Below are 20,228 nucleotides of genomic sequence, written 5' to 3'. Positions count from 1 at the left end.
CATATTTGTATTTTTGCGGCTTATTAAGAACATAAATGGCGAAGAAAAAAACAAAAGCAAAAAAAAATAAAAAAGCCCCTTTTAAGTTTCCAACAGTAATTATTACAAGGAAGCACAAAGTACTTTTAGGTAGCTTTTTAATGCTTTTGGGTATAGCACTTACAATTGCGTTTATATCATTTCTTTTTAATTGGAAATATGACCAAGATACGATTGGATATTTTACCGATAGGAACATAGAAACTAAAAATTGGCTGAGTAAATTTGGAGCAGAAATAAGCCACTTTTTTATTTATAAAGGCTTTGGGGTCGCTTCTTTTAGTCTTGCCATTCTCACTTCCCTCACAGGAATTTATTTATTCTTTAATCTCAACTCTAAATCTCTTAAAAACTTTTGGTTTTGGGGAATTTTAGTGATGATATGGTTTTCGACGTTATTTGGTTTTTTCGCTACAAAAAATGCCTTGCTGGGCGGAGTTATAGGTTACGAAACAAATGACTTTTTACAAGATTACTTAGGATTTACAGGAACTCTTTTAGTGCTTATTTTTGTGATGATTGCTTATCTAGTTATTAGACTTAACATCACCCCAGAGTTGGTTGCCAGCTATTTTGAACGTACCAAAGAGGAAGTTTCTCAAGATTTTGAAGATTCTAAAGCCAAAGAAGAAGAAATACTTCAAGATTTTTTAAAGAAAGAACAGGAAGAGCAAACCCAACAAACCCATAACGTTCAAGATAACGCTTCCGCGGAAGCAAAAGATGTAAAAACCGAAACACAAGAAACTTCACAAGAATCAACGCCCGCGCCTAAACCTGAACCTAAATCAGAAAAAATTGTGATTGAAGGCAATGAAGAGGAAGGAGACGTCTCTATGGAAGTTGAAACCACGGTTGAAGAAGAAGAAGAGGTAGATACATTAAGTAAAAAATTGGTCAAAGATTTTGGGGAATTCGACCCTACTTTAGAACTTCAAAATTATAGATTCCCTACCATAGAATTATTAAAAGATTACAATGCTGGCGGCGGTGGAATCACCATTAATCAAGAGGAATTAGAAGAAAATAAGAATAATATTGTCAATACCCTTAAAAACTATAAGATTGAAATTGCTCAAATAAAAGCAACTGTAGGGCCTACGGTTACCTTATATGAAATTGTACCAGAAGCAGGAGTTCGTATTTCTAAAATTAAAAACTTAGAAGACGATATTGCATTATCACTTTCGGCCTTAGGAATAAGGATTATTGCTCCAATTCCTGGGAAAGGAACTATTGGTATTGAGGTTCCTAATAAAAACTCTACGATTGTAAGTATGAGGTCGGTGGTGGCTTCAGCTAAATTTCAAAATGCCGAAATGCAACTTCCGGTGGCTTTAGGGAAAACTATTTCTAATGAAACTTATGTAGTTGATTTGGCTAAAATGCCTCACTTGTTAATGGCTGGGGCAACGGGTCAAGGAAAATCGGTTGGGTTAAATGCGGTTTTAACTTCGTTACTGTACCAAAAACATCCTGCAGAGGTGAAGTTTGTATTGGTAGATCCTAAAAAAGTAGAACTTACCTTATTCAATAAAATTGAAAGACATTATTTAGCCAAACTTCCAAATTCTGAAGAGGCGATTATTACCGATAATACTAAAGTAATCAATACACTTAATTCACTATGTATTGAAATGGATAGCCGTTACGACTTGTTAAAAGACGCCATGGTTAGAAATATTAAAGAGTATAACGAGAAGTTTAAAGCTAGAAAATTAAATCCGGAAAACGGACATAAATATCTTCCATACATTGTATTAGTGGTGGATGAATTCGCCGATTTAATTATGACTGCAGGGAAAGAAGTAGAAACTCCTATTGCCAGATTGGCGCAGTTAGCACGTGCGATTGGAATTCACTTAATTATAGCCACGCAACGACCATCGGTAAATGTAATTACAGGTATGATTAAAGCCAACTTCCCTGCAAGAATCGCTTTTAGAGTAACCAGTAAAATAGATTCTAGAACTATATTAGATACGGGAGGAGCCGATCAATTAATTGGTAAAGGAGATATGTTGTACACACAAGGAAATAATTTGGTACGTTTACAATGTGCTTTTGTAGATACTCCAGAGGTAGAAAAAATCGTAGATTTTATTGGTGCACAAAAAGCTTATCCAGATGCTCATTTACTGCCAGAATATGAAGGCGAAGAAAGTGGCACAGGACTTGATATAGATGTTAGCGAAAGAGATAAACTGTTTCGTGAAGCTGCCGAAATTTTGGTTACTGCTCAGCAAGGATCAGCTTCTTTATTACAAAGAAAATTGAAAGTAGGTTACAATAGAGCGGGTAGAATAATAGACCAGATGGAAGCTGCAGGAATTGTAGGTCCTTTTGAAGGAAGTAAAGCCAGACAAGTTTTAATTACCGATTTGGTTGCTTTAGATGAATTTTTAAATAACGAATAATAAGTATAATGAAAAAGATTGTTTTACTAGTTTTAGCCATAGGATTATCAGGTTTAGCGCAAGCACAAAATTCTGCGAAAGCTGAAAAATTATTAAATGAAGTTTCTCAAAAAGTTAAATCTTACGATAATATTGTAGTGGATTTTAAATATGTTTTAGAAAACACTGCAGAAAATATTAAGCAAGAAACAAGAGGAGATGTAAGTCTTAAAGGAGAACTTTACCGTCTTAATTTGATGGGAGTAACTCGTGTTTTTGATGGGAAAAAATTATATACCATCGTGCCTGAAGATGAGGAAATTACTATTTCTACTTACAATCCTAATGATGACCAAGGTGTTACTCCATCAAAAATGCTAACCTTTTATGAGGATGGTTACACTTACAAATGGGACACTACGCAAGATATAAAAGGTAGAAAAATTCAGTATATTAAATTAAACCCAATTGACTCTGAAGCTGAGATAAAAGAAATTTTATTAGGAATAGATGTGCAGACTAAGCATATTTATAACTTAATTCAGAAACAAGATAACGGTACCAAAGTGACTATTAAAGTGAATAGTTTTAAAACCAACGAACCTCTTTCTAATAATTTATTTTCTTTTGATGAAAATAAATATGCTGGATATTACATCAATAGACTCGACTAATTGAAAATAATAGATCGTTACATATTTAAGAGTTATCTAAAAACTTTTTTAGCAGTTTTTACGATTTTAATGTTCATTTTTTTACTCCAAACCATCTGGTTATATATATCAGAGCTTGCGGGTAAAGATTTGGACTTTTTAATTATAGCTCGCTTTCTGTTTTACTTTGCTCCCAATTTAATCCCATTAGTGTTACCATTAACTATTTTGGTAACCTCTATTATGACATTTGGTAGCTTTGCAGAAAACTATGAGTTTGCAGCTATGAAATCTTCTGGGATTTCTTTACAGCGCGCTATGCGAAGCCTAATTATATTTATTTCTTTTTTAAGTATTACGGCTTTTTTCTTTGCTAACAACGTAATCCCGTGGGCAGAATTTAAATCGATTAATTTAAGAAAGAATATCTCTAAGCTCAAACCTGCCATGGCTATTGTAGAAGGCGCTTTTAATGAAATAGGAGATGTAAATATAAAAGTGAAAGATAAATCGGGAGATAACGACGAGTTTCTTAAAGATGTCATTATTCATAAGAAAAACCCTAATATGAGAGGGAACTTCACCGTAATTAAAGCCGAAGATGGTGAACTGGTAGGAGATAAAGATTCAGATATATTATCGCTTATTCTTTTTGATGGTAATTATTATGATGAAGTTCAGCCAAATGACTATGAAGCTAGAAGAAAAAAACCTTTTGTAAAAAGTTACTTTGATGAATACAAGATCAATATAGATTTATCGAGCTTTAACGAAGTAGATTTGAGCGAAGAAAAATATAACTATTCTTACAAAATGTTAGATAGTAAAGAGCTTCGTGTAGCGATAGATTCTTTATCAGAAGATCTTAATCAAGATAAAAAAAGCTTTTCAGATAATATTTTAAATAGGAGCGGAGTTGAAAAAATTGGCATAGCTCCAAAAAAGTCGAAAGATACTATAACATCAAAAAAAATAGCTATAAAAAGTATTCAAGGAGATAAACCTGAAAAGTATGATATTAAGACGTTAGAAGAATTATATGACTCTTACACACTTCTAGATCAACAACAACATTTAAATATTGCCATAGGATCTGTGCGAGGAACCTTATCAAATATTAAAGGAAAAAGATCTATACTTAGAAAAAAAGCAGAAACCATTAATAAAACAGAAATTCAATTACACAACAAGTATGCTTTAGCGCTCGCTTGCTTTATTTTATTTTTTGTGGGAGCACCTTTAGGAGCTATTATTCGTAAAGGAGGATTAGGTTTACCTATGGTTATTGCAATTCTATTATTTTTAACCTATCACTTTATTGGGATATTTGCTAAAAATAGTGCAGAAAATGGTGCTGTAAGTCCGTTTTTTGCTTCTTGGCTTTCGACGTTCATTATGTTACCCTTAGGGGCATTTTTGACTTATAGAGCAACGACAGATCAAGGTTTCTTTAACCCAGACGTAATTATTTTACCCATTAAAAAATTCTTCAGAAAAATAGGATTAGCAAAGAAAGACAAAGAATAGATACTTAACTTTGCACAAAAGAAAAAGAAAATGACTCAAGATATCACACCTACTAAAATACAACTCAATACTGTAAAAGAAGCTATAGACGACATCCGTAAAGGAAAAATGGTAATCGTTGTAGATGATGAAGATAGAGAAAATGAAGGTGATTTTATCGCTGCCGCGGAAGCAGTAACACCAGAGATGATTAATTTTATGGCTAAACATGGTCGCGGATTAATATGTGCTCCACTTACTGAAGATCGTTGCGATGAGTTAGGCTTAAATATGATGGTAGATAATAATACCGTTCTACACCATACCCAATTTACAGTATCGGTAGATTTGATAGGTCACGGTTGTACCACAGGAATTTCAGTGCACGATAGAGCAAAAACCATAAAATCTTTAGTAGAAAAAGAAACCAAACCTAGTGATTTGGGAAGACCAGGTCATATTTTTCCGCTTAAAGCGAAAAATGGCGGAGTTTTAAGAAGAACAGGTCATACAGAAGCTGCGGTAGATTTAGCTCGATTAGCAGGTTTTGAATCGGCTGGGATTTTAGTTGAAATTCTTAATGATGATGGGACTATGGCACGTTTACCCCAATTGGTAGAAGTAGCTAAAAGATTTGATCTTAAATTAATCTCTATTGAGGATATGGTGGCTTATAGAATGCAGCACGACTCTTTAATTGAGAAAAAAGAAGATTTTGATATTGAAACTCGTTTTGGAAACTATAGAATTAGAGCTTACAAACAAACCACCAATAATCAAGTTCATATTGCTTTAACCAAAGGAAACTGGAGTACAGAAGAACCAGTTTTAGTTAGAGTAAACTCTACTTTGGTAAATAATGATATTTTAGGTACGCTTACCAATAACGCCGACAAGAAACTAGACGAAATGTTTAAGGCGTTGAATAAAGAGGAGAGTGGAGCTATTGTATTTATTAATCAAGAAATGGCCAACCTTAATATTCTTACTCGTTTAGAAGAATTAAAAGTGTTGCAAAAAAATGGTGAAATAAAAGCACCAAGATTAGCCTTAGATAATAAAGACTTTGGTATTGGAGCGCAAATATTACACGATTTGGGAATTCATAAAATAAAACTACTATCTAATTCTAAACAAACGAAAAGAGTAGGGATGATAGGTTACGGGTTAGAAATTACAGAATACGTTAATTACTAATTTTAATTGCTTATCATAATCTCGATAGGAAAATTATACATTATGAAAAATACTTATTTTTCATAATGTATAATCGTATCTTCTAAAGTTTTTCTTACTTTTTTAAACTCAGCAAACATATCATCTTTTGCTCGATAGCCAACGGGTAACAATAAAACGGGTTTTAGTTGATACTTTTCTAAACCTAAAATTCCTTCTACTTTTTTTGGCTGAAACCCTTCCATAGGACAAGCGTCAATTTTTTCAATTGCGCAAACCGTTAGCAAATTTCCCATCGTTAAATACAACTGGTTTTTTGCCCAAGTTTCAATTTTCTCTTTACTACTTTTTTCAAAATCTTTGATAAGAAAATCTTTAAACGGATTTAAAATTTCGTCTGGCGTATTTCTTAAATCCTTAACTCTCTCAAAATAGTTAAGAATAAATTGCTCATCAAGATCATCTTCAATGCATAAAACAAGAATGTGAGAAGCTGTACTTACTTGTTGCTGATTAAAACAAGGTTCTAAAAGTTGTTCTTGAACATCTTTATTTTCAACAACAAGCATTTTTATAGGTTGCAATCCATAAGAGGTTGCCGTAAGTGAAAAAGCTTTTTCTAAAATTTCTATTTTATCTTGAGAAATCTTTTTTTCAATGTCAAATTTTTTAACGGCATAACGCCATTCTAACGAATCTATAACATTCATTAACTTAAGGTTTGTTTATCTTTGCGGCAATTTACAAAGATTCGCACTCAATCACAGAAAATTAAATCTATAAATTATACTTTTCGATTTCCACTTATGAATAACATATACATTATTGCTTTATTTTTAGGATTGAGTCTTCAAATGACTGCTCAAGACGACAGCTTACCTTCTCAAAACAATAACCGGCACCAGATTGTAGCTTCTACAGATAACGATTTCCTTGCGGTATTTACTAATAAAGATAGATCATACTCCTTTGGCGTTTCAGCAGATTATAGATTTATTCCAAACAAGGAAAACTTATTTACGCGTATTTTTTCAGATAAAAAGGACTTTCTTCATTTTATTAATTTAAAATTAGAAGCTTATACTCCAAATTATAATTTTAATACAGGTGAAACTACTGGGATTAGACCTTTTGCGGGTTGGTCATATGCTACATTAGGAACTACCTATACGTTCGATAAAAGTATAATAACATTTAAAACAGAAATTGGTGTTTTAGGTGAAATTTCTCAAGCACACGAGTTACAAGATTGGTTTCATTCACAAGTTTCTGGAGATGTAGTGCTAGAAGGTTGGGACAAGCAAGTACCCAATCAGCTAGGAGTAAATTTAAAAGCGAACTATACACGCTCTATTTTTACAAATAATAGTTTTAACGGTTTTTTAGAAGGAAATGCTTCTTTAGGAAACGTAAGAACTTTTGTGAACCCTCAACTAGGAATACGTTTTGGTAGGTTTTTAGAAATTCAAAAATCTACAGCATTTCAAAACTCATTATTTAATACTAATGATGAAGTAGAGTATTTTATAAAGTTGACAGGAGGATTCAAACTAAAAGCTTACGATGCCACTTTACAAGGTAATATGTTTGGATCTAACAAGAATGATTATATTTTAGAAGATATAGATCACACTACTTTTCATGCTAGTTTAGGAGGTTTTATTCATTATAGGGATTTAGATTTTTCTGCTATTTATTATATTAATAGCGGTGAAATAGACTCTATAAGAACGCATAGTTATGGTGCTATAAGTATCGCCTACCAATTTTAATTATTAACATTTAAGTTACTTTAGTCTTATTTGGTCATAGTATCTTTGCGAAAAATCATACATATGAAATCTATTTTTACCCTCTTTTTTTTATTTCTAACCTCATTAACGACTTATTCACAGTTGGTTATTAATGAATTAGATTCAGATAGCGATAGCGTTGATAATCTAGAATTTGTCGAAATAAAATCTAACACTCCTAATTTTAACCTTAACGGATATATACTTGTATTCTTTAATGCTTCCACCTCTGGAGGAAATTCTAGCTACTTAACCTTCGATTTGTCGGGTTATACTACAGATGTGAACGGACTTCTACTTATAGGAAGTAGTCAAGTTTCTCCAGTTCCGCAGTATATTATTTCTCCGAATTTAATTCAAAACGGTGCTGATGGAGTAGCAATTTATCAGGATAGTCCCTCGGCATTTCCTGAAGGAACTCTAGCGACACAAACCAATTTAATTGATGCTTTAGTTTACGGTACAAGTGACGCCGATGCTACTAGTTTAATGGCACTATTAGGCGAAACAGTCCAAATCGATGAAGATGAAAATAATAATAAAGATTTTGAATCTATTCAGTTAAATAATGACGGCGTTACCTATACTGTGACTACGCCAACGCCAAGACAGTTAAATGATGGTAGCGGTATTGTTTTAAACGGACTTACAATTTCTACCACCGCAACTCAGTATGATGAGGGAAATAATTTTGATATTACTTTCACCACAGAAAATGCAGTATCACAAGATGAAACCTTTAGCTTTAGCTTAAATAATGCTGGTTTTGATAATTCAGATTTTACAGGCTCTACTACATTGACGATCCTTAGCGGAAATAATTCCGTAACAACGAATATTCAATTGATAGATGATACTAGCGATGAAGGAGATGAAGTTGCTGTTATTCAATTAACAAATTTACCTAGTGATTTTATTGCTTTAAATGACCAAATAGAATTGCGTATTGTAGATAATGATTTTGTAGTTTCTCCTTGGGGAACACCTATAAATCCTACTTTTGGAACTGTTGCCAATACCAAACCAGCAGGTTATTATACGCCTATAGATGGTTTATCAGGTACTAATTTAACAGATGCTTTACAAGGTATTATAGCAGAAGAAGGCGTGGTTAGAGCGCAAACCTATGCAGATGTAATTGATATTTTAAAAAAAGCAGACCAAAATCCAGCAAATAGTAATGAAGTATGGTTGGTATACTTAGAGATTTCTAGACCAAAATTAGATTTTCAAACCACTTCAAATAATTTTGGAACTTGGAATAGAGAACATACCTATCCAAGATCTAGAGGAGGTTTTGCTAGTATCGAAGATGATGATATCGCCGATGGGAAGAATATCTTTTGGAACACCAATGCAGATTCCCTTCGTCACGGGAACTCAGACGCTCACGCTTTAAGAGCCGTAGACGGACCTGAAAACAGTTCTCGAAACAACCAACATTACGGGGAATATACAGGTCCGCAAAACACTCAGGGTAGCTTTAAAGGTGATGTAGCTAGAAGTGTATTATATATGGCGATTCGTTATAATAATTTAGCGATAGTAAATGGTTTTCCAGAGAATGGTCCTGGCGAATTAGGAGATCTAGCTACCTTGTTGACTTGGCATAGAAACGATCCCCCAGATGATTTTGAAATGAATAGAAATAATGTCGTATACGAATGGCAAAAGAATAGAAATCCGTTTATAGACTACCCAGATTTAGTAGAATACATTTGGGGAAACCAAGTAGGAAATACGTGGAATAATCCTTTAAATGTTGATTCTTTAAGTGAAAATGAAATCAGTGTTTATCCAAATCCGTCAAGCGGAAGTATTTTCGTGAATGGAATAAATGGAAATTTCACATTATCTGTTTATAATGTTACAGGTCAAAAACTAAACACTTTTGAAGCTACTCATGCGGAAGAGATTCAACTTAATTTATCTACGGGAGTTTACTTACTTCAAGTTGATAAAGATCATCATAAATTCACTAAAAAGCTTATAGTGAAATAAGCTTTTATGCTACTGAATATTAAAACCTTACTTTTTAAAAAGTAAGGTTTTTTTTATGAAAAATTTTTATTTTTTCAATTGAATTTTAATTTACATTAGCTCGGCTTTATAAAATTCAAATGAATAAATTTATAGTTGTAGATCAACCTAAATCTTGGCATTTTTTAGAAGAAAATGCTAAAATAATTTCTGCTAAAGATTACCTTACTAATCCTTCTTATGCATCTTTAAAAAATGCAAGGGTTTTTAATTTATGTAAGAACTTTTCTTATCAATCTAAAGGCTATTATGTTTCCCTGTTGGCAGAGGCAAGAGGTCACTCTCCATTACCTACAGTGAAACACCTAGTAGACTTACGGGCTTTAAAACTGGTTAAGATTGTATCAGAAGAGTTTGATGATCTTATTCAGCAAAGCTTAAAGAACATAAAGTCTAGAGAGTTTGTATTGAGTATTTATTTTGGTCAAAATGTAGCTCAAAAATATAAGGATTTAAGTGCGATGATCCATCGCCATTTTCAGATACCTTTTTTAAGAGTAAAATTTAATTATACTCATAAGTGGCATATTCAGCAAATAAAAGCTATTGGTGGGTCAGATATTCCTGACGATCATCAAGAAAGTTTAAAATTGTTTGCTCAGCAATATTTTTCTAAAAAAAGATATGATACCGCACGCCCTTCAAAAGCGATGTACGATTTGGCTATTTTGGTAAAAGAGGGAGATATAGCTCCGCCAAGTAATGCGAAAGCGATCAAGAAATTTATCGAGATTGCCGAAAAAATGCATTTTTATGTAGAGGTTGTTACCCCTAAAGATCTATCTAGACTTTCTTCGTTTGATGCTTTATTGATAAGACAAAGTACCGAGGTAATGAATGAAGCTTATGCTTTTGCAAGAAAAGCACAGCAAGAAAATATAGCAATCGTAGATGAACCCGATGCTATCTTAAAATGCTGCAATAAAGTATTCATGGCCGAAGCTCTAGAAATTGCAGGTATTGCTGCACCAAAAACTAAAATTGTTCATCAAGAAAATATTCAAGCTGTATTAGATTATATCCCATTGCCTTGTGTGTTAAAATCTCCAGATTCTACTTTTTCTTTTGGAGTAAAGAAAGCTACAACAGTAGAGGAGTATCATAGCCTAGTAAAAGATATGCTCAAAACTTCAGAACTTATTATCGCGCAAGAATTTTGTCCGTCAGATTATGATTGGCGTATAGGTATGCTAGATGGAGTTCCATTTTATGCTTGTCGTTATTATATGGCAAAAGGACATTGGCAAATTTATAATTGGGATGCTAAAGATAAAGACGATCAAGACGGTAATGCCGATTGTTTACCCATAGAGAAAGTGCCTAAATCTATTTTAGAAGCTGCGATAAAAGCAACTAAAATTATGGGGAAAGGACTTTTTGGAATTGATATTAAAGAGATAAATGGTCAAGCTTTAGTTATTGAAATTAATGATAATCCTAATATAGATGCAGGAGTAGAGGATGCCTATTACGGAGACGAAATTTACATCAAAATCCTAGAAGCATTAATTAAACGTTTAAATGAAAAGTAAAAAGTATCATTTGTTCGAAGTGGTGGGGATAGAATTAGAGTATATGCTTGTTCAACAAGAGAGTTTAAAAATATCCCCGAATGTAGATGAACTATTTACGCTTAAAAGCGGAAGTATAACTTCAGATATTGATAATGGTGCTATAAGTTGGAGCAATGAGTTGGTAGCTCACGTGGTGGAAATAAAAACAAATGGACCTGCTGCAGATATTAAAAAACTATCTCAGGATTTTTATAAAAACATTCAAGAGATCAACACCATACTAAAGAAGAAAGGATTACAATTATTACCAACAGCTTCGCACCCTTTTATGAATCCGTTGACGGAAACTGTATTATGGAAACATAGCTATAGTGAAGTGTATGAGTTGTATAATCGAATTTTTGACTGTAAGGGTCACGGTTGGTCCAACGTGCAAAGCATGCATATTAACCTACCATTTTACAACGATGAAGAATTTGAACAACTTCACGCCGCTATACGTATATTATTGCCTATTATTCCTGCATTAACAGCAAGTTCTCCTATTTTAGAAGGAAAAACTACCGGTGTTTTAGATACACGTTTAGAGTACTATAAAAACAATCAACAGAAAATTCCTGTAATGACAGGGAAAGTGATTCCAGAACAGGTTTTTTCTAAAGAAACATATCATCAAAAAATATTTCAACCTATTCAAAAAGCGATTACTCCTTATGATAAGAATAAAATTTTAGATCATTTATTTTTAAACTCTAGAGGAGCTATAGCTCGATTTGATAGAAATGCTATTGAAATTCGAGTTATCGATCTACAAGAATGCCCTAAAGCAGATCTCGCTGTCGCGGAATTAATTATAGAAACGCTAAAGTGGATGATTAAAAATTTAAATTTAGAAGAATTAAAGTCGTGGCACGAAAATGATTTATTGAAAATATTTGATCAAGTTATTAAGAAGGGAGATGAAGTGATCTTGCCAGAAATCTTTGCAGAACTTTTCATATTCGAAAGACAAGAGATTTCCGTAAAGCAATTGTGGAGTTATATTTTTCAGAATGTTTCTTTTCAACTTTCTAAGGAAGCAAAGGGATCTATCCAAATTATATTAAGTGAAGGTTCGTTATCACAACGTATTTTAAAAGTTTTTTCGAAAGATAACTCTGAAAGTAATGTGTTAGAAATCTATCAACAATTAGCAGGTTGTTTAGCTAAAAATCAATTGTTTCAACCTTGAAACTTGTAATTACATGTGAGCATGGAGGAAACAAAATTCCTCTTGCTTACTCTTCATTATTTGAACAAAAAAAAACACTTTTAGATGCTCATCAAGGTTGGGATTTAGGAATTTTAGAAGTGTTTGAGTTCGTGAAACTAGAAGCTGATTATTATAAATCGTCTTCTATTTCTCGTTTGCTCATTGAAAAAAATAGATCATTGCACCACCCAAATTTATTTTCAGAAATTACGAAACCATTGACAGTTTCCGCTAAGCAAAAAATTATTGAAAAGTATTATTTGCCATATCGTAATGAGATAGAACAACAAATACATAATTTCGTAAGCAAAGGAGAGGAAGTTTTACATATCTCTCTGCATTCTTTTACCCCTATATTAAACGGACAAAAACGTAATGCTGATCTAGGGTTTTTATACGACCCTAAAAGAACTTCTGAATTATACTGGGTGAAAAAAATGATAGATCAATTGAAGAATCATACAAACTTGAAAATAAGAAGAAATTACCCTTATTTGGGAACATCAGATGGTTTTACCACCTATTTAAGAAAACAATTTCCCGAAAATTATAGTGGGATTGAGATTGAAATTAATCAGGGTTTATTGATTAATAATGAATTCCCATTACCAATTCAAAAAAGGCTAAAGTCAATGATTCAAAAATTATAAAAATTTTTCTTCAACTTCTTGAGTAACTTCTTTTACTTCACCAGCATTTAACCCGTCAACTCTTATATTACCTACTCTTACTCTAACTAGTCTAAGTGTGGGAAAGCCAACTGCAGCAGTCATTTTTTTCACTTGTCTAAACTTCCCTTCCGTTAAGGTAATCGAAGCCCAACTGGTGGGGCCGTGTCTTTCATCTCTAATTTTTTTAGCTCTTTCTGGGAATGTGGGTTTTTCTTCAAGTAAAAAAGCATTACAAGGAAGTGTGGTGTATGGCTTCCCGTTGATACTAATCTCTAAACCTTTTTTAAGCTGTTCTATAGCTTCTAAAGTTATTTCTCCATCGACTTGAACATAATATTCTTTCTCTACAGATTGGGACAAGATTTTATAGCTCATTTTTCCATCCGTAGTTAAAATAAGTAAACCTTCTGAATCTTCATCTAATCGGCCAACAGACATGGTTTCTTTTGGGAAATCATACAATTTCCCTAACATCTTTTTGTTTTTTCTTCTTTTATGCTGGTTTACAAACTGACTTAAATATCCGTAAGGTTTATAAATTTTAAAATGTTTGTGCATTACTTAAACGCTTTATTTAAAATGCTCATCACCCCTCTAATAAATGTTGCGCTAGTTAATACTTTTAAAATATGATCTGATGCAGATTTGCCATTACTTCTCGTAGAACGACTCGTTTTTTTCTCTACAGTTTTACGTTGTTCTTTAGCTTTTTCTTTTTGGGTTTCTTCTTCAGCTTCTTTAATTTTCTGAGTAAGCATCTCATAAGCACTTTCGCGATCCACAGGTTGATTATACTTGTCTATTAATTTTGAAGCTTTAAGGACTTCTTCAATTTCACTAGGGGTAAGTATATCCATTCTACTCATAGGAGCTCGTAACATAGTTGCAGCTAGGGGAGTAGGTCTTCCTTTTTCATCTAGCGCGGTTACCAAGGCTTCTCCTATACCTAAAGAAGTTAATATTTCTTCGGTATCATAATAATCAGATAAAGGATAATTCTGAGCTGTTAACTTAATAGCTTTTCGGTCTTTTGCGGTAAAAGCTCTCAAGGCATGCTGAATTTTGAGCCCGAGCTGACTTAATACTTCGCTTGGAATATCTGTGGGATTTTGAGTTACAAAATATATACCAACCCCTTTAGAACGAATAAGTTTAATAATACTTTCAATTTGATCTAAAAGCGCATCAGAGGCTTCTTTAAAAATAAGATGTGCTTCATCAATAAACATGACCAATTCAGGTTGGTCACTATCTCCTTTTTCTGGAAAAGTGGAATAAATTTCAGCTAAAAGACTTAATATAAATGTAGAAAATAGGGCAGGCTTATCTTGAATATCGTTTAATCTAATAATATTTATAAATGCTTCGCCTAAATCATTCTTTTTAAGCAAATCTTTCACGTCAAATGAAGGTTCTCCAAAAAACCGATCTCCTCCTTGTTGCTCTAATGCAACAATTTTTCTTAAGATGGCACCTGTAGATGACTTTGAAACTCTTCCATATTCTTTTTCAAAATCATCTTCTCCTTCTTCAGTAATATAGCGAACTAATTTTTTTAAATCCTCTAGATCTAATAACGGCATGTGTTTATCATCACAATATTTAAATATGATTGCTAGAATTCCCGTTTGAGTCGGACTTAAATCTAAAATACGAGACAGTAACACAGGACCAAATTCACTTACTGTAGCTCTCAATTTTACACCATTTTGATTAGAAAGTGATAAGATTTCTACGGGAGAAGCTTTTGGAGTAAATTCAAATCCTATTTTTTCATGTCTATCAGCTAATTTGTCTGCTATTGGAGAGGGTTTTGCTAATCCGCTTAAATCCCCTTTCATATCCATAAGTACTACAGGAATACCTTTTTGGGATAAGTTTTCTGCTAAGATTTGAAGCGTCTTTGTTTTTCCAGTACCTGTAGCTCCAGCAATTAGACCATGTCTATTTAACGTTTTTAAAGGAATCTTTACAGAAGCAGAGGAGTGTGGAGCTCCTTCTTTCATGGCTGCACCTAGATAAATATAATCGGCTTTTGTTTGATAGCCTTCTTGTATATGTTTAATAAGATTTTCTTCTGTTTCCATACTTAAATAAATAGAATAATTAAAAAAGCCCCATCAATTACGATAGGGCTTTAAATATAAGAGATAAATTTAAAATTTACTCAATAATTAATTTCTTTACAGATTCTTGAGATCCGTTAGAAACTTTTAGAATATAAATTCCAGATTGAGGCTGATTTAAATCAATTTGTTTTGTTAAAGATTCAGAAGTAGAAATCATAGTATTACTAATTAATCTTCCTCTTAAATCGTAAACTTTAGCAGTATAATCTGCACCAGAAGCTTCATTAAAGTTGATAGTGAAGTTTCCATTGTTTGGATTAGGGTATACATTGAAAAGTTGTGATAACTCATTTGTATCAGTAGCTAATTGATCAGTAATTTCAAATAACTCTGAGTTGATTGCATAAAATACATTCCCTCTTCCCTTTACTTTAAATCTACAAAAAGTAGATGATGTTCCAATTGGTAGTTGAAAGGTAGATGAACCAGTATTTGCATGACCAATTCCAACCAATTCAAACGTGATACCTCCATTGTAAGATAGATAGATATCTACATTAGAAGTATTTATACCGTTTCCAGTAGTTCCTGCTACGTTCCATGTAACTGTGATAGCTTCATTTTGATCATAACTAATTCCTGGTGTATTTTGAGAAGTAACTACAAAAGGTCCTGTGTTCGCTACAGTAACCTTAGTATCTCTTCTTCTACTTTGCGCTCCTATTGGATTATTATCTCTAACAGTTACAGCAAAATTATACTCTCTAGGTTGATTTGATATAACTTCCCAAGTAGGTGCTAAATCACCAGCTAAAACACTGCTCTTAGATGGGAAATATCTAGTTGGTGAAACGGTTGGTTCAAAAGATCTAAATACAGGACCTTGGGTAGCATCTGGAGTAGGAGGAGCTGGAGTAATCTCATTATCGATTTGTTCCCAGCAGTAAGTTAAGTTATCCCCATCAGCATCTGTAGCACTAGCGGTTAATTCAAACGCTGTTCCATATGGAATAGTGTAATTAGGTAGTGAATTAACTTGTGGAGCAGAGTTGTTAAGATTTATTTCTTCAGCACAGCTACCACCAGTAGAAAATGCTAAGTTGTTGTAGATAAGTTGAATACTTATTGCATGAAAATAATCATCACTTGAATTTTGAACATTTTCAGGACTACAAATTCCTGCGTAAGCCATAATAGTCGAACCACTTCCTGGCTCTACAGCTGTAGCGTTATTTCTGTTAGTTCCTGCACAGTTTTGTGTATCACCGTTAAAAGTATGAGGACTTCCAAATTGATGTCCAATTTCATGACATACAAAATCAATGGCAAAACTATCACCAATTGGTTGTGGCAAACCAGTAATACCTCTCGCTTTAAAAGGGTCTGAACAAACAGATGCAAGTTGAGCAAGACCTCCACCACCGGTACTAAATGTATGACCTATATCGTAATTTGCGTTTCCGATAGTAGCATCGATTTCTTGCTGACTTTGATTAATTAAAACATTTGCATTAGTATTATTAAAGGGATCTGTATTAGCATTTAAATAAATAAGATCTTCATTATTATTAACTAAAGTAAATGTTGTAGCTAACTCTTGTTCGTAGATTGTATTTACTCTATCAATCACGGCTACTATAGCATCCATTACGGCTTGTTTTTTAACCGCATCAGAACTTCCAGTATTACCTGATTGAGTGATGTGAAATTGTGAATACTCACCTGTAGTAGCAACAGCTAATCTATATCTACGTAAAATAGAGTCATCGACATCTGCTAAGTTAGCAGTAGTTTCATTCGAGCTGTTTTTAGATGTATCTAAACCTCCTTCTACTAAGCAAGAAAAGGGTGTATTGTTAATTGTATTTCTTCTGTAAAACACTTGATATTCATATCCAGAGAAAGTATAAGGATTAATATATAAAGTACCTTTTTCTGTTGAAAGAGTTCCAAATATACCTTGACTAGTTAAAGTTAATCTAACCGTGTGTGTTTTATCTTTAGATATTCCCACATACGATGAAATCTTTGAAAATTTAGCAGCTAACTCTTTACTCATTGTTTGAGCTTTATATAGAGTAAAGGTGTCAAAAGAAGAATCTCCTGTAGGCAATGTTATTTCTATATTACTAGTAACTCCTTCAAATCTATAAGGAGCTTGTAATATTGCATTTTTAAAGCTTGATAAATCTAAGTTGTAAATTTCAGATTTTTCAATAGTAGTAACACTTTTTCTAATATTCTCCTGAGAAATATTTTTTCCTTCAGCTTGTGACCAAAAATTTTTATTTTGGGCAAAGGCTAAAGTGGGTAACGCTATCAATATCAATAGCAAATTTGTAATTTTTTTGTTTTTCATAATCTAACATTATTATTAAGCCATAAATATAAGGCTGAAATCCTAACTTTTAAAGTTTATGATGCTTTTTTTACATCTAAATGGAGAATTCTATACTAGGGTTTTGTATTTTTACATCTATATAAATCTATATAATTCTTTAAATAAGTTATGAAAAAATTTACAATTTTATTCGTCTGTATTTTATTGGCCAACCTTTCTTCGGCACAAATTCAAACACCACAACCAAGTCCAAGTGCTAAAATGGAGCAAATGGTAGGATTAACTACAATTAATGTAGAATACTCTAGACCTTCTATGAAGGGAAGAGAAATCTTTGGAAATCTAGTTCCTTTTGACAAAATGTGGAGAACGGGTGCAAATAAGAACACAACCATTTCATTTAGTGATGACGTAATGATAAGCGGTAAAAAGTTAGCTGCTGGAGATTATGCAATTTTTGCTACTCCAACTAAAAATTCTTGGGAAATTGTATTTTATGCAGATACTAATAATTGGGGACTTCCTCAAAAATGGGATGAAAGCAAAGTAGCTTTAAAAACCAAAGCTGAAGTTCAAAAAATGCCAATAACTATGGAAACTTTTACCATTGTTATTGATGAGTTAAAAAATGATTCTGCAGCTATCAACTTTTTATGGGAAGATACTGTTGCTTATTTAACAGTAAATGTTCCTACTGAAGATAAAACAATGACGAGCATAAATAAAGTATTAAACGGACCTTCGTCTAGCGATTATTATTCTGCAGCAACTTATTACTATGAAGAAGGAAAAGATATTAATCAAGCTTTAACTTGGATTAATAAGTCTGTTGAGATGCAAGAAGACGCTCCTTTTTACGTATTAAGAAAAAAATCTTTAATAGAAGCAAAAGCAGGGAAGAAAAAAGATGCCATTGCAACGGCTAAAAAATCTTTGGCTGCAGCTAAAAAAGCTGGAAACCAAGATTACGTAAAAATGAACGAAGACTCTTTAAAAGAGTGGGGAGCTAAATAAATTTTAGTTTTAATTCTAATAATTAAATAAGGAAGTAATTTTTTACTTCCTTATTTTTTTCTCATAATTTGAAGTATCATCGCAATTCCCATTACCAAAGCACAACCAAATAAGTTAAGCCACAAATAAGGCATCCAATCATTCCACCAACCTATAATAACAATTACTTGTGTAATTATTGCCGCTATAAATGTAGCATTGCTTTTTACATATTTTACGAAGAAAGCAAGTAAAAATATTCCTAATACATTTCCGTAGAAGATAGAACCTATAATATTAACAAGCTGGATTAAATTGTCAAATAGGTTTGCCGTACAAGCGATAATGATGGCGAAAATCCCCCAGATTAAAGTAAAAACTCTCGAAGCATTTAAGTAATGCTGGTCAGATTTTTCTGACTTGACGTTTCTTTTATACAAGTCTATCACGGTTGTAGAAGCCAAAGAATTTAACTCTGAAGCAGTAGAGGACATCGCTGCCGATAAGATCACAGCCAATAACAATCCAATTAGCCCAATTGGTAAGTGATTTAGTATAAAATGAATAAAGACATAATCTTTATCGTTGGTTTGTATGCTCTCATCTGCTTGTTTAATTAAAGCACTTGCTTCTTCTCGAAGTTGAAATTCTTGCTCTTGTAATTCATTTAATTCCGCTTTAGCGACATCAATCTCTTGCGTATTAGATAAGGCTACAAATGCGGTCGATTTTTCTGCTTTTTTTAGCTGAAGCTGATTTAGCTCTTCTTGTAATTCATGATATTCTTCTTGATAAGCAGAATTCTCTATCACTTCCGTGGAAACAGGGTTGAAATTAAGCGGAGAAGGATTGTATTGATAAAACACAAAGACCATAATCCCTACCAAAAGAATAAAAAACTGCATAGGAACTTTTAACAATCCATTAAAAATTAAACCCATCTGGCTTTGCTTTAAACTCTTGGCCGAGAGGTAGCGTTGCACCTGACTTTGATCTGTACCAAAGTAGGAGAGGGCTAAAAAAGTTCCGCCAATGAGTCCGCTCCAAATGGTGTATCTATTTTCAAAATCAAAGGAAAAATCTAAAATTTCCATTCTTCCGCTAGCGCCGGCAATATCTAATGCTTTTGTGAACGTAACTTCTTCTGGTAAATATTTTAGGACCAGAAAAAACGCGATAAACATTCCGGTGAAAATAATCGCCATTTGTTGTTTTTGAGTAACGCTTACCGCTTTGGTTCCTCCAGATACGGTATAGATAATAACTAAAATTCCGATAAGGATATTAAGGGTAAATAAATCCCAACCCAATACTGCCGAAAGTACTATAGAAGGTGCAAAAATGGTAATTCCTGCAGCCAAACCTCGCTGAACTAAAAACAGTAATGCCGTAAGGGTTCTGGTCTTTAAATCGAAACGAGTTTCTAAATACTCATAAGCAGTATATACTTTTAAACGATGGTAAATAGGAATAAAAACCATGCAAATGACAATCATCGCAATAGGAACACCAATATAAAATTGAACAAAACCCATCCCACTATGAAATGCCTGTCCTGGAGTAGATAAAAAGGTGATCGCACTGGCTTGCGTTGCCATAACCGATAAACCAATCGTCCACCAACGTGCTTCGTTACCTCCTTTTAAATAATCGCTTACGTTTTTGCTGCCGCGAGAATGATAATAACCATAGATGACAATAAACGCCAAGGTTGAAAATAAAATAATGAGATCAATATAATGCATAGCTTATTGAAAGAATTTCATAAGGATATAAAAAAAGAGA

15 protein-coding genes are annotated in these 20,228 nt (G+C 33.0%); 10 read left to right on the top strand and 5 right to left on the bottom strand.

Features of this window, described 5'->3' with window-relative positions; genetic code table 11:
• The first annotated feature begins 35 nt into the window (after window positions 1-35).
• From FT986_RS05785 to ribB, 4 genes are read left to right on the top strand one after another with little or no spacing between them, the layout of a single operon-like run.
• Complete coding sequence (locus tag FT986_RS05785; protein WP_147864266.1) at window positions 36-2,456, top strand: DNA translocase FtsK; 2,421 nt, start codon at window positions 36-38, stop codon at window positions 2,454-2,456.
• An 8-nt stretch (window positions 2,457-2,464) separates the two neighbouring features.
• Window positions 2,465-3,109 carry an outer membrane lipoprotein carrier protein LolA gene (locus FT986_RS05780; RefSeq protein WP_147864265.1) on the top strand — a complete coding sequence of 215 codons (645 nt, stop codon included), beginning with the start codon at window positions 2,465-2,467 and terminating at the stop codon, window positions 3,107-3,109.
• Window positions 3,110-4,615 (top strand): LptF/LptG family permease, encoded by a 1,506-nt coding sequence (locus FT986_RS05775; RefSeq protein WP_147864264.1) that lies wholly within the window; start codon window positions 3,110-3,112, stop codon window positions 4,613-4,615.
• Window positions 4,616-4,645: 30 nt separating this feature from the next.
• Window positions 4,646-5,791, top strand: coding sequence for a 3,4-dihydroxy-2-butanone-4-phosphate synthase (ribB, locus tag FT986_RS05770; protein ID WP_147864263.1), 1,146 nt, complete (start codon window positions 4,646-4,648; stop codon window positions 5,789-5,791).
• A 53-nt stretch (window positions 5,792-5,844) separates the two neighbouring features.
• Here ribB and FT986_RS05765 read toward each other — a convergent pair whose 3' ends face one another.
• Window positions 5,845-6,480 (bottom strand): NAD(P)H-dependent oxidoreductase, encoded by a 636-nt coding sequence (locus FT986_RS05765; RefSeq protein ID WP_147864262.1) that lies wholly within the window; start codon window positions 6,478-6,480, stop codon window positions 5,845-5,847.
• Between the two features lie 96 nt (window positions 6,481-6,576).
• On the opposite strand from FT986_RS05765, the gene FT986_RS05760 reads away from it, so the two are divergent.
• From FT986_RS05760 to FT986_RS05740, 5 genes are all read left to right on the top strand, one after another.
• Complete coding sequence (locus FT986_RS05760; protein WP_147864261.1) at window positions 6,577-7,542, top strand: lipid A-modifier LpxR family protein; 966 nt, start codon at window positions 6,577-6,579, stop codon at window positions 7,540-7,542.
• 63 nt (window positions 7,543-7,605) lie between these two features.
• On the top strand, window positions 7,606-9,564 hold the full coding sequence (locus FT986_RS05755; RefSeq protein WP_147864260.1) for an endonuclease: 1,959 nt from the start codon (window positions 7,606-7,608) through the stop codon (window positions 9,562-9,564).
• Between the two features lie 119 nt (window positions 9,565-9,683).
• A complete protein-coding gene (locus FT986_RS05750) occupies window positions 9,684-11,135 on the top strand; it encodes a RimK family protein (protein WP_147864259.1) in 1,452 nt (483 codons plus the stop codon).
• Window positions 11,125-12,348 carry a glutamate-cysteine ligase family protein gene (locus tag FT986_RS05745; protein WP_147864258.1) on the top strand — a complete coding sequence of 408 codons (1,224 nt, stop codon included), beginning with the start codon at window positions 11,125-11,127 and terminating at the stop codon, window positions 12,346-12,348. Before FT986_RS05750 ends, FT986_RS05745 begins: the two co-directional genes overlap by 11 nt.
• Complete coding sequence (locus FT986_RS05740; protein ID WP_147864257.1) at window positions 12,345-13,019, top strand: N-formylglutamate amidohydrolase; 675 nt, start codon at window positions 12,345-12,347, stop codon at window positions 13,017-13,019. The genes FT986_RS05745 and FT986_RS05740 overlap by 4 nt, the downstream gene beginning before the upstream one ends.
• Here FT986_RS05740 and FT986_RS05735 read toward each other — a convergent pair.
• The 3 genes from FT986_RS05735 to FT986_RS05725 all read right to left on the bottom strand — a co-directional run bounded on the left by FT986_RS05735 (window position 13,014) and on the right by FT986_RS05725 (window position 17,468).
• Window positions 13,014-13,598 carry a pseudouridine synthase gene (locus FT986_RS05735; RefSeq protein ID WP_147864256.1) on the bottom strand — a complete coding sequence of 195 codons (585 nt, stop codon included), beginning with the start codon at window positions 13,596-13,598 and terminating at the stop codon, window positions 13,014-13,016. The genes FT986_RS05740 and FT986_RS05735 overlap by 6 nt on opposite strands.
• Window positions 13,598-15,127: a helicase HerA-like domain-containing protein gene (locus tag FT986_RS05730; protein WP_147864255.1), complete on the bottom strand. Its 1,530-nt coding sequence runs from the start codon at window positions 15,125-15,127 to the stop codon at window positions 13,598-13,600. The genes FT986_RS05735 and FT986_RS05730 overlap by 1 nt, the downstream gene beginning before the upstream one ends.
• Before the next feature lie 76 nt (window positions 15,128-15,203).
• Window positions 15,204-17,468 carry a reprolysin-like metallopeptidase gene (locus FT986_RS05725; protein ID WP_147864254.1) on the bottom strand — a complete coding sequence of 755 codons (2,265 nt, stop codon included), beginning with the start codon at window positions 17,466-17,468 and terminating at the stop codon, window positions 15,204-15,206.
• 150 nt (window positions 17,469-17,618) lie between these two features.
• Between FT986_RS05725 and FT986_RS05720 the strand changes: the two genes are divergently transcribed.
• Window positions 17,619-18,464: a DUF2911 domain-containing protein gene (locus FT986_RS05720; RefSeq protein WP_147864253.1), complete on the top strand. Its 846-nt coding sequence runs from the start codon at window positions 17,619-17,621 to the stop codon at window positions 18,462-18,464.
• 50 nt (window positions 18,465-18,514) lie between these two features.
• Here the strand turns inward: FT986_RS05720 and FT986_RS05715 are convergent, their stop codons facing one another.
• Window positions 18,515-20,188: a sodium:solute symporter gene (locus tag FT986_RS05715; RefSeq protein ID WP_147864252.1), complete on the bottom strand. Its 1,674-nt coding sequence runs from the start codon at window positions 20,186-20,188 to the stop codon at window positions 18,515-18,517.
• Window positions 20,189-20,228: the final 40 nt, after the last annotated feature.

This window comes from Mesonia sp. K4-1, from assembly GCF_008017825.1.
In the GTDB taxonomy this organism is placed as follows: domain Bacteria; phylum Bacteroidota; class Bacteroidia; order Flavobacteriales; family Flavobacteriaceae; genus Mesonia.
This window is presented reverse-complemented; position numbering and strand designations above follow the sequence as displayed.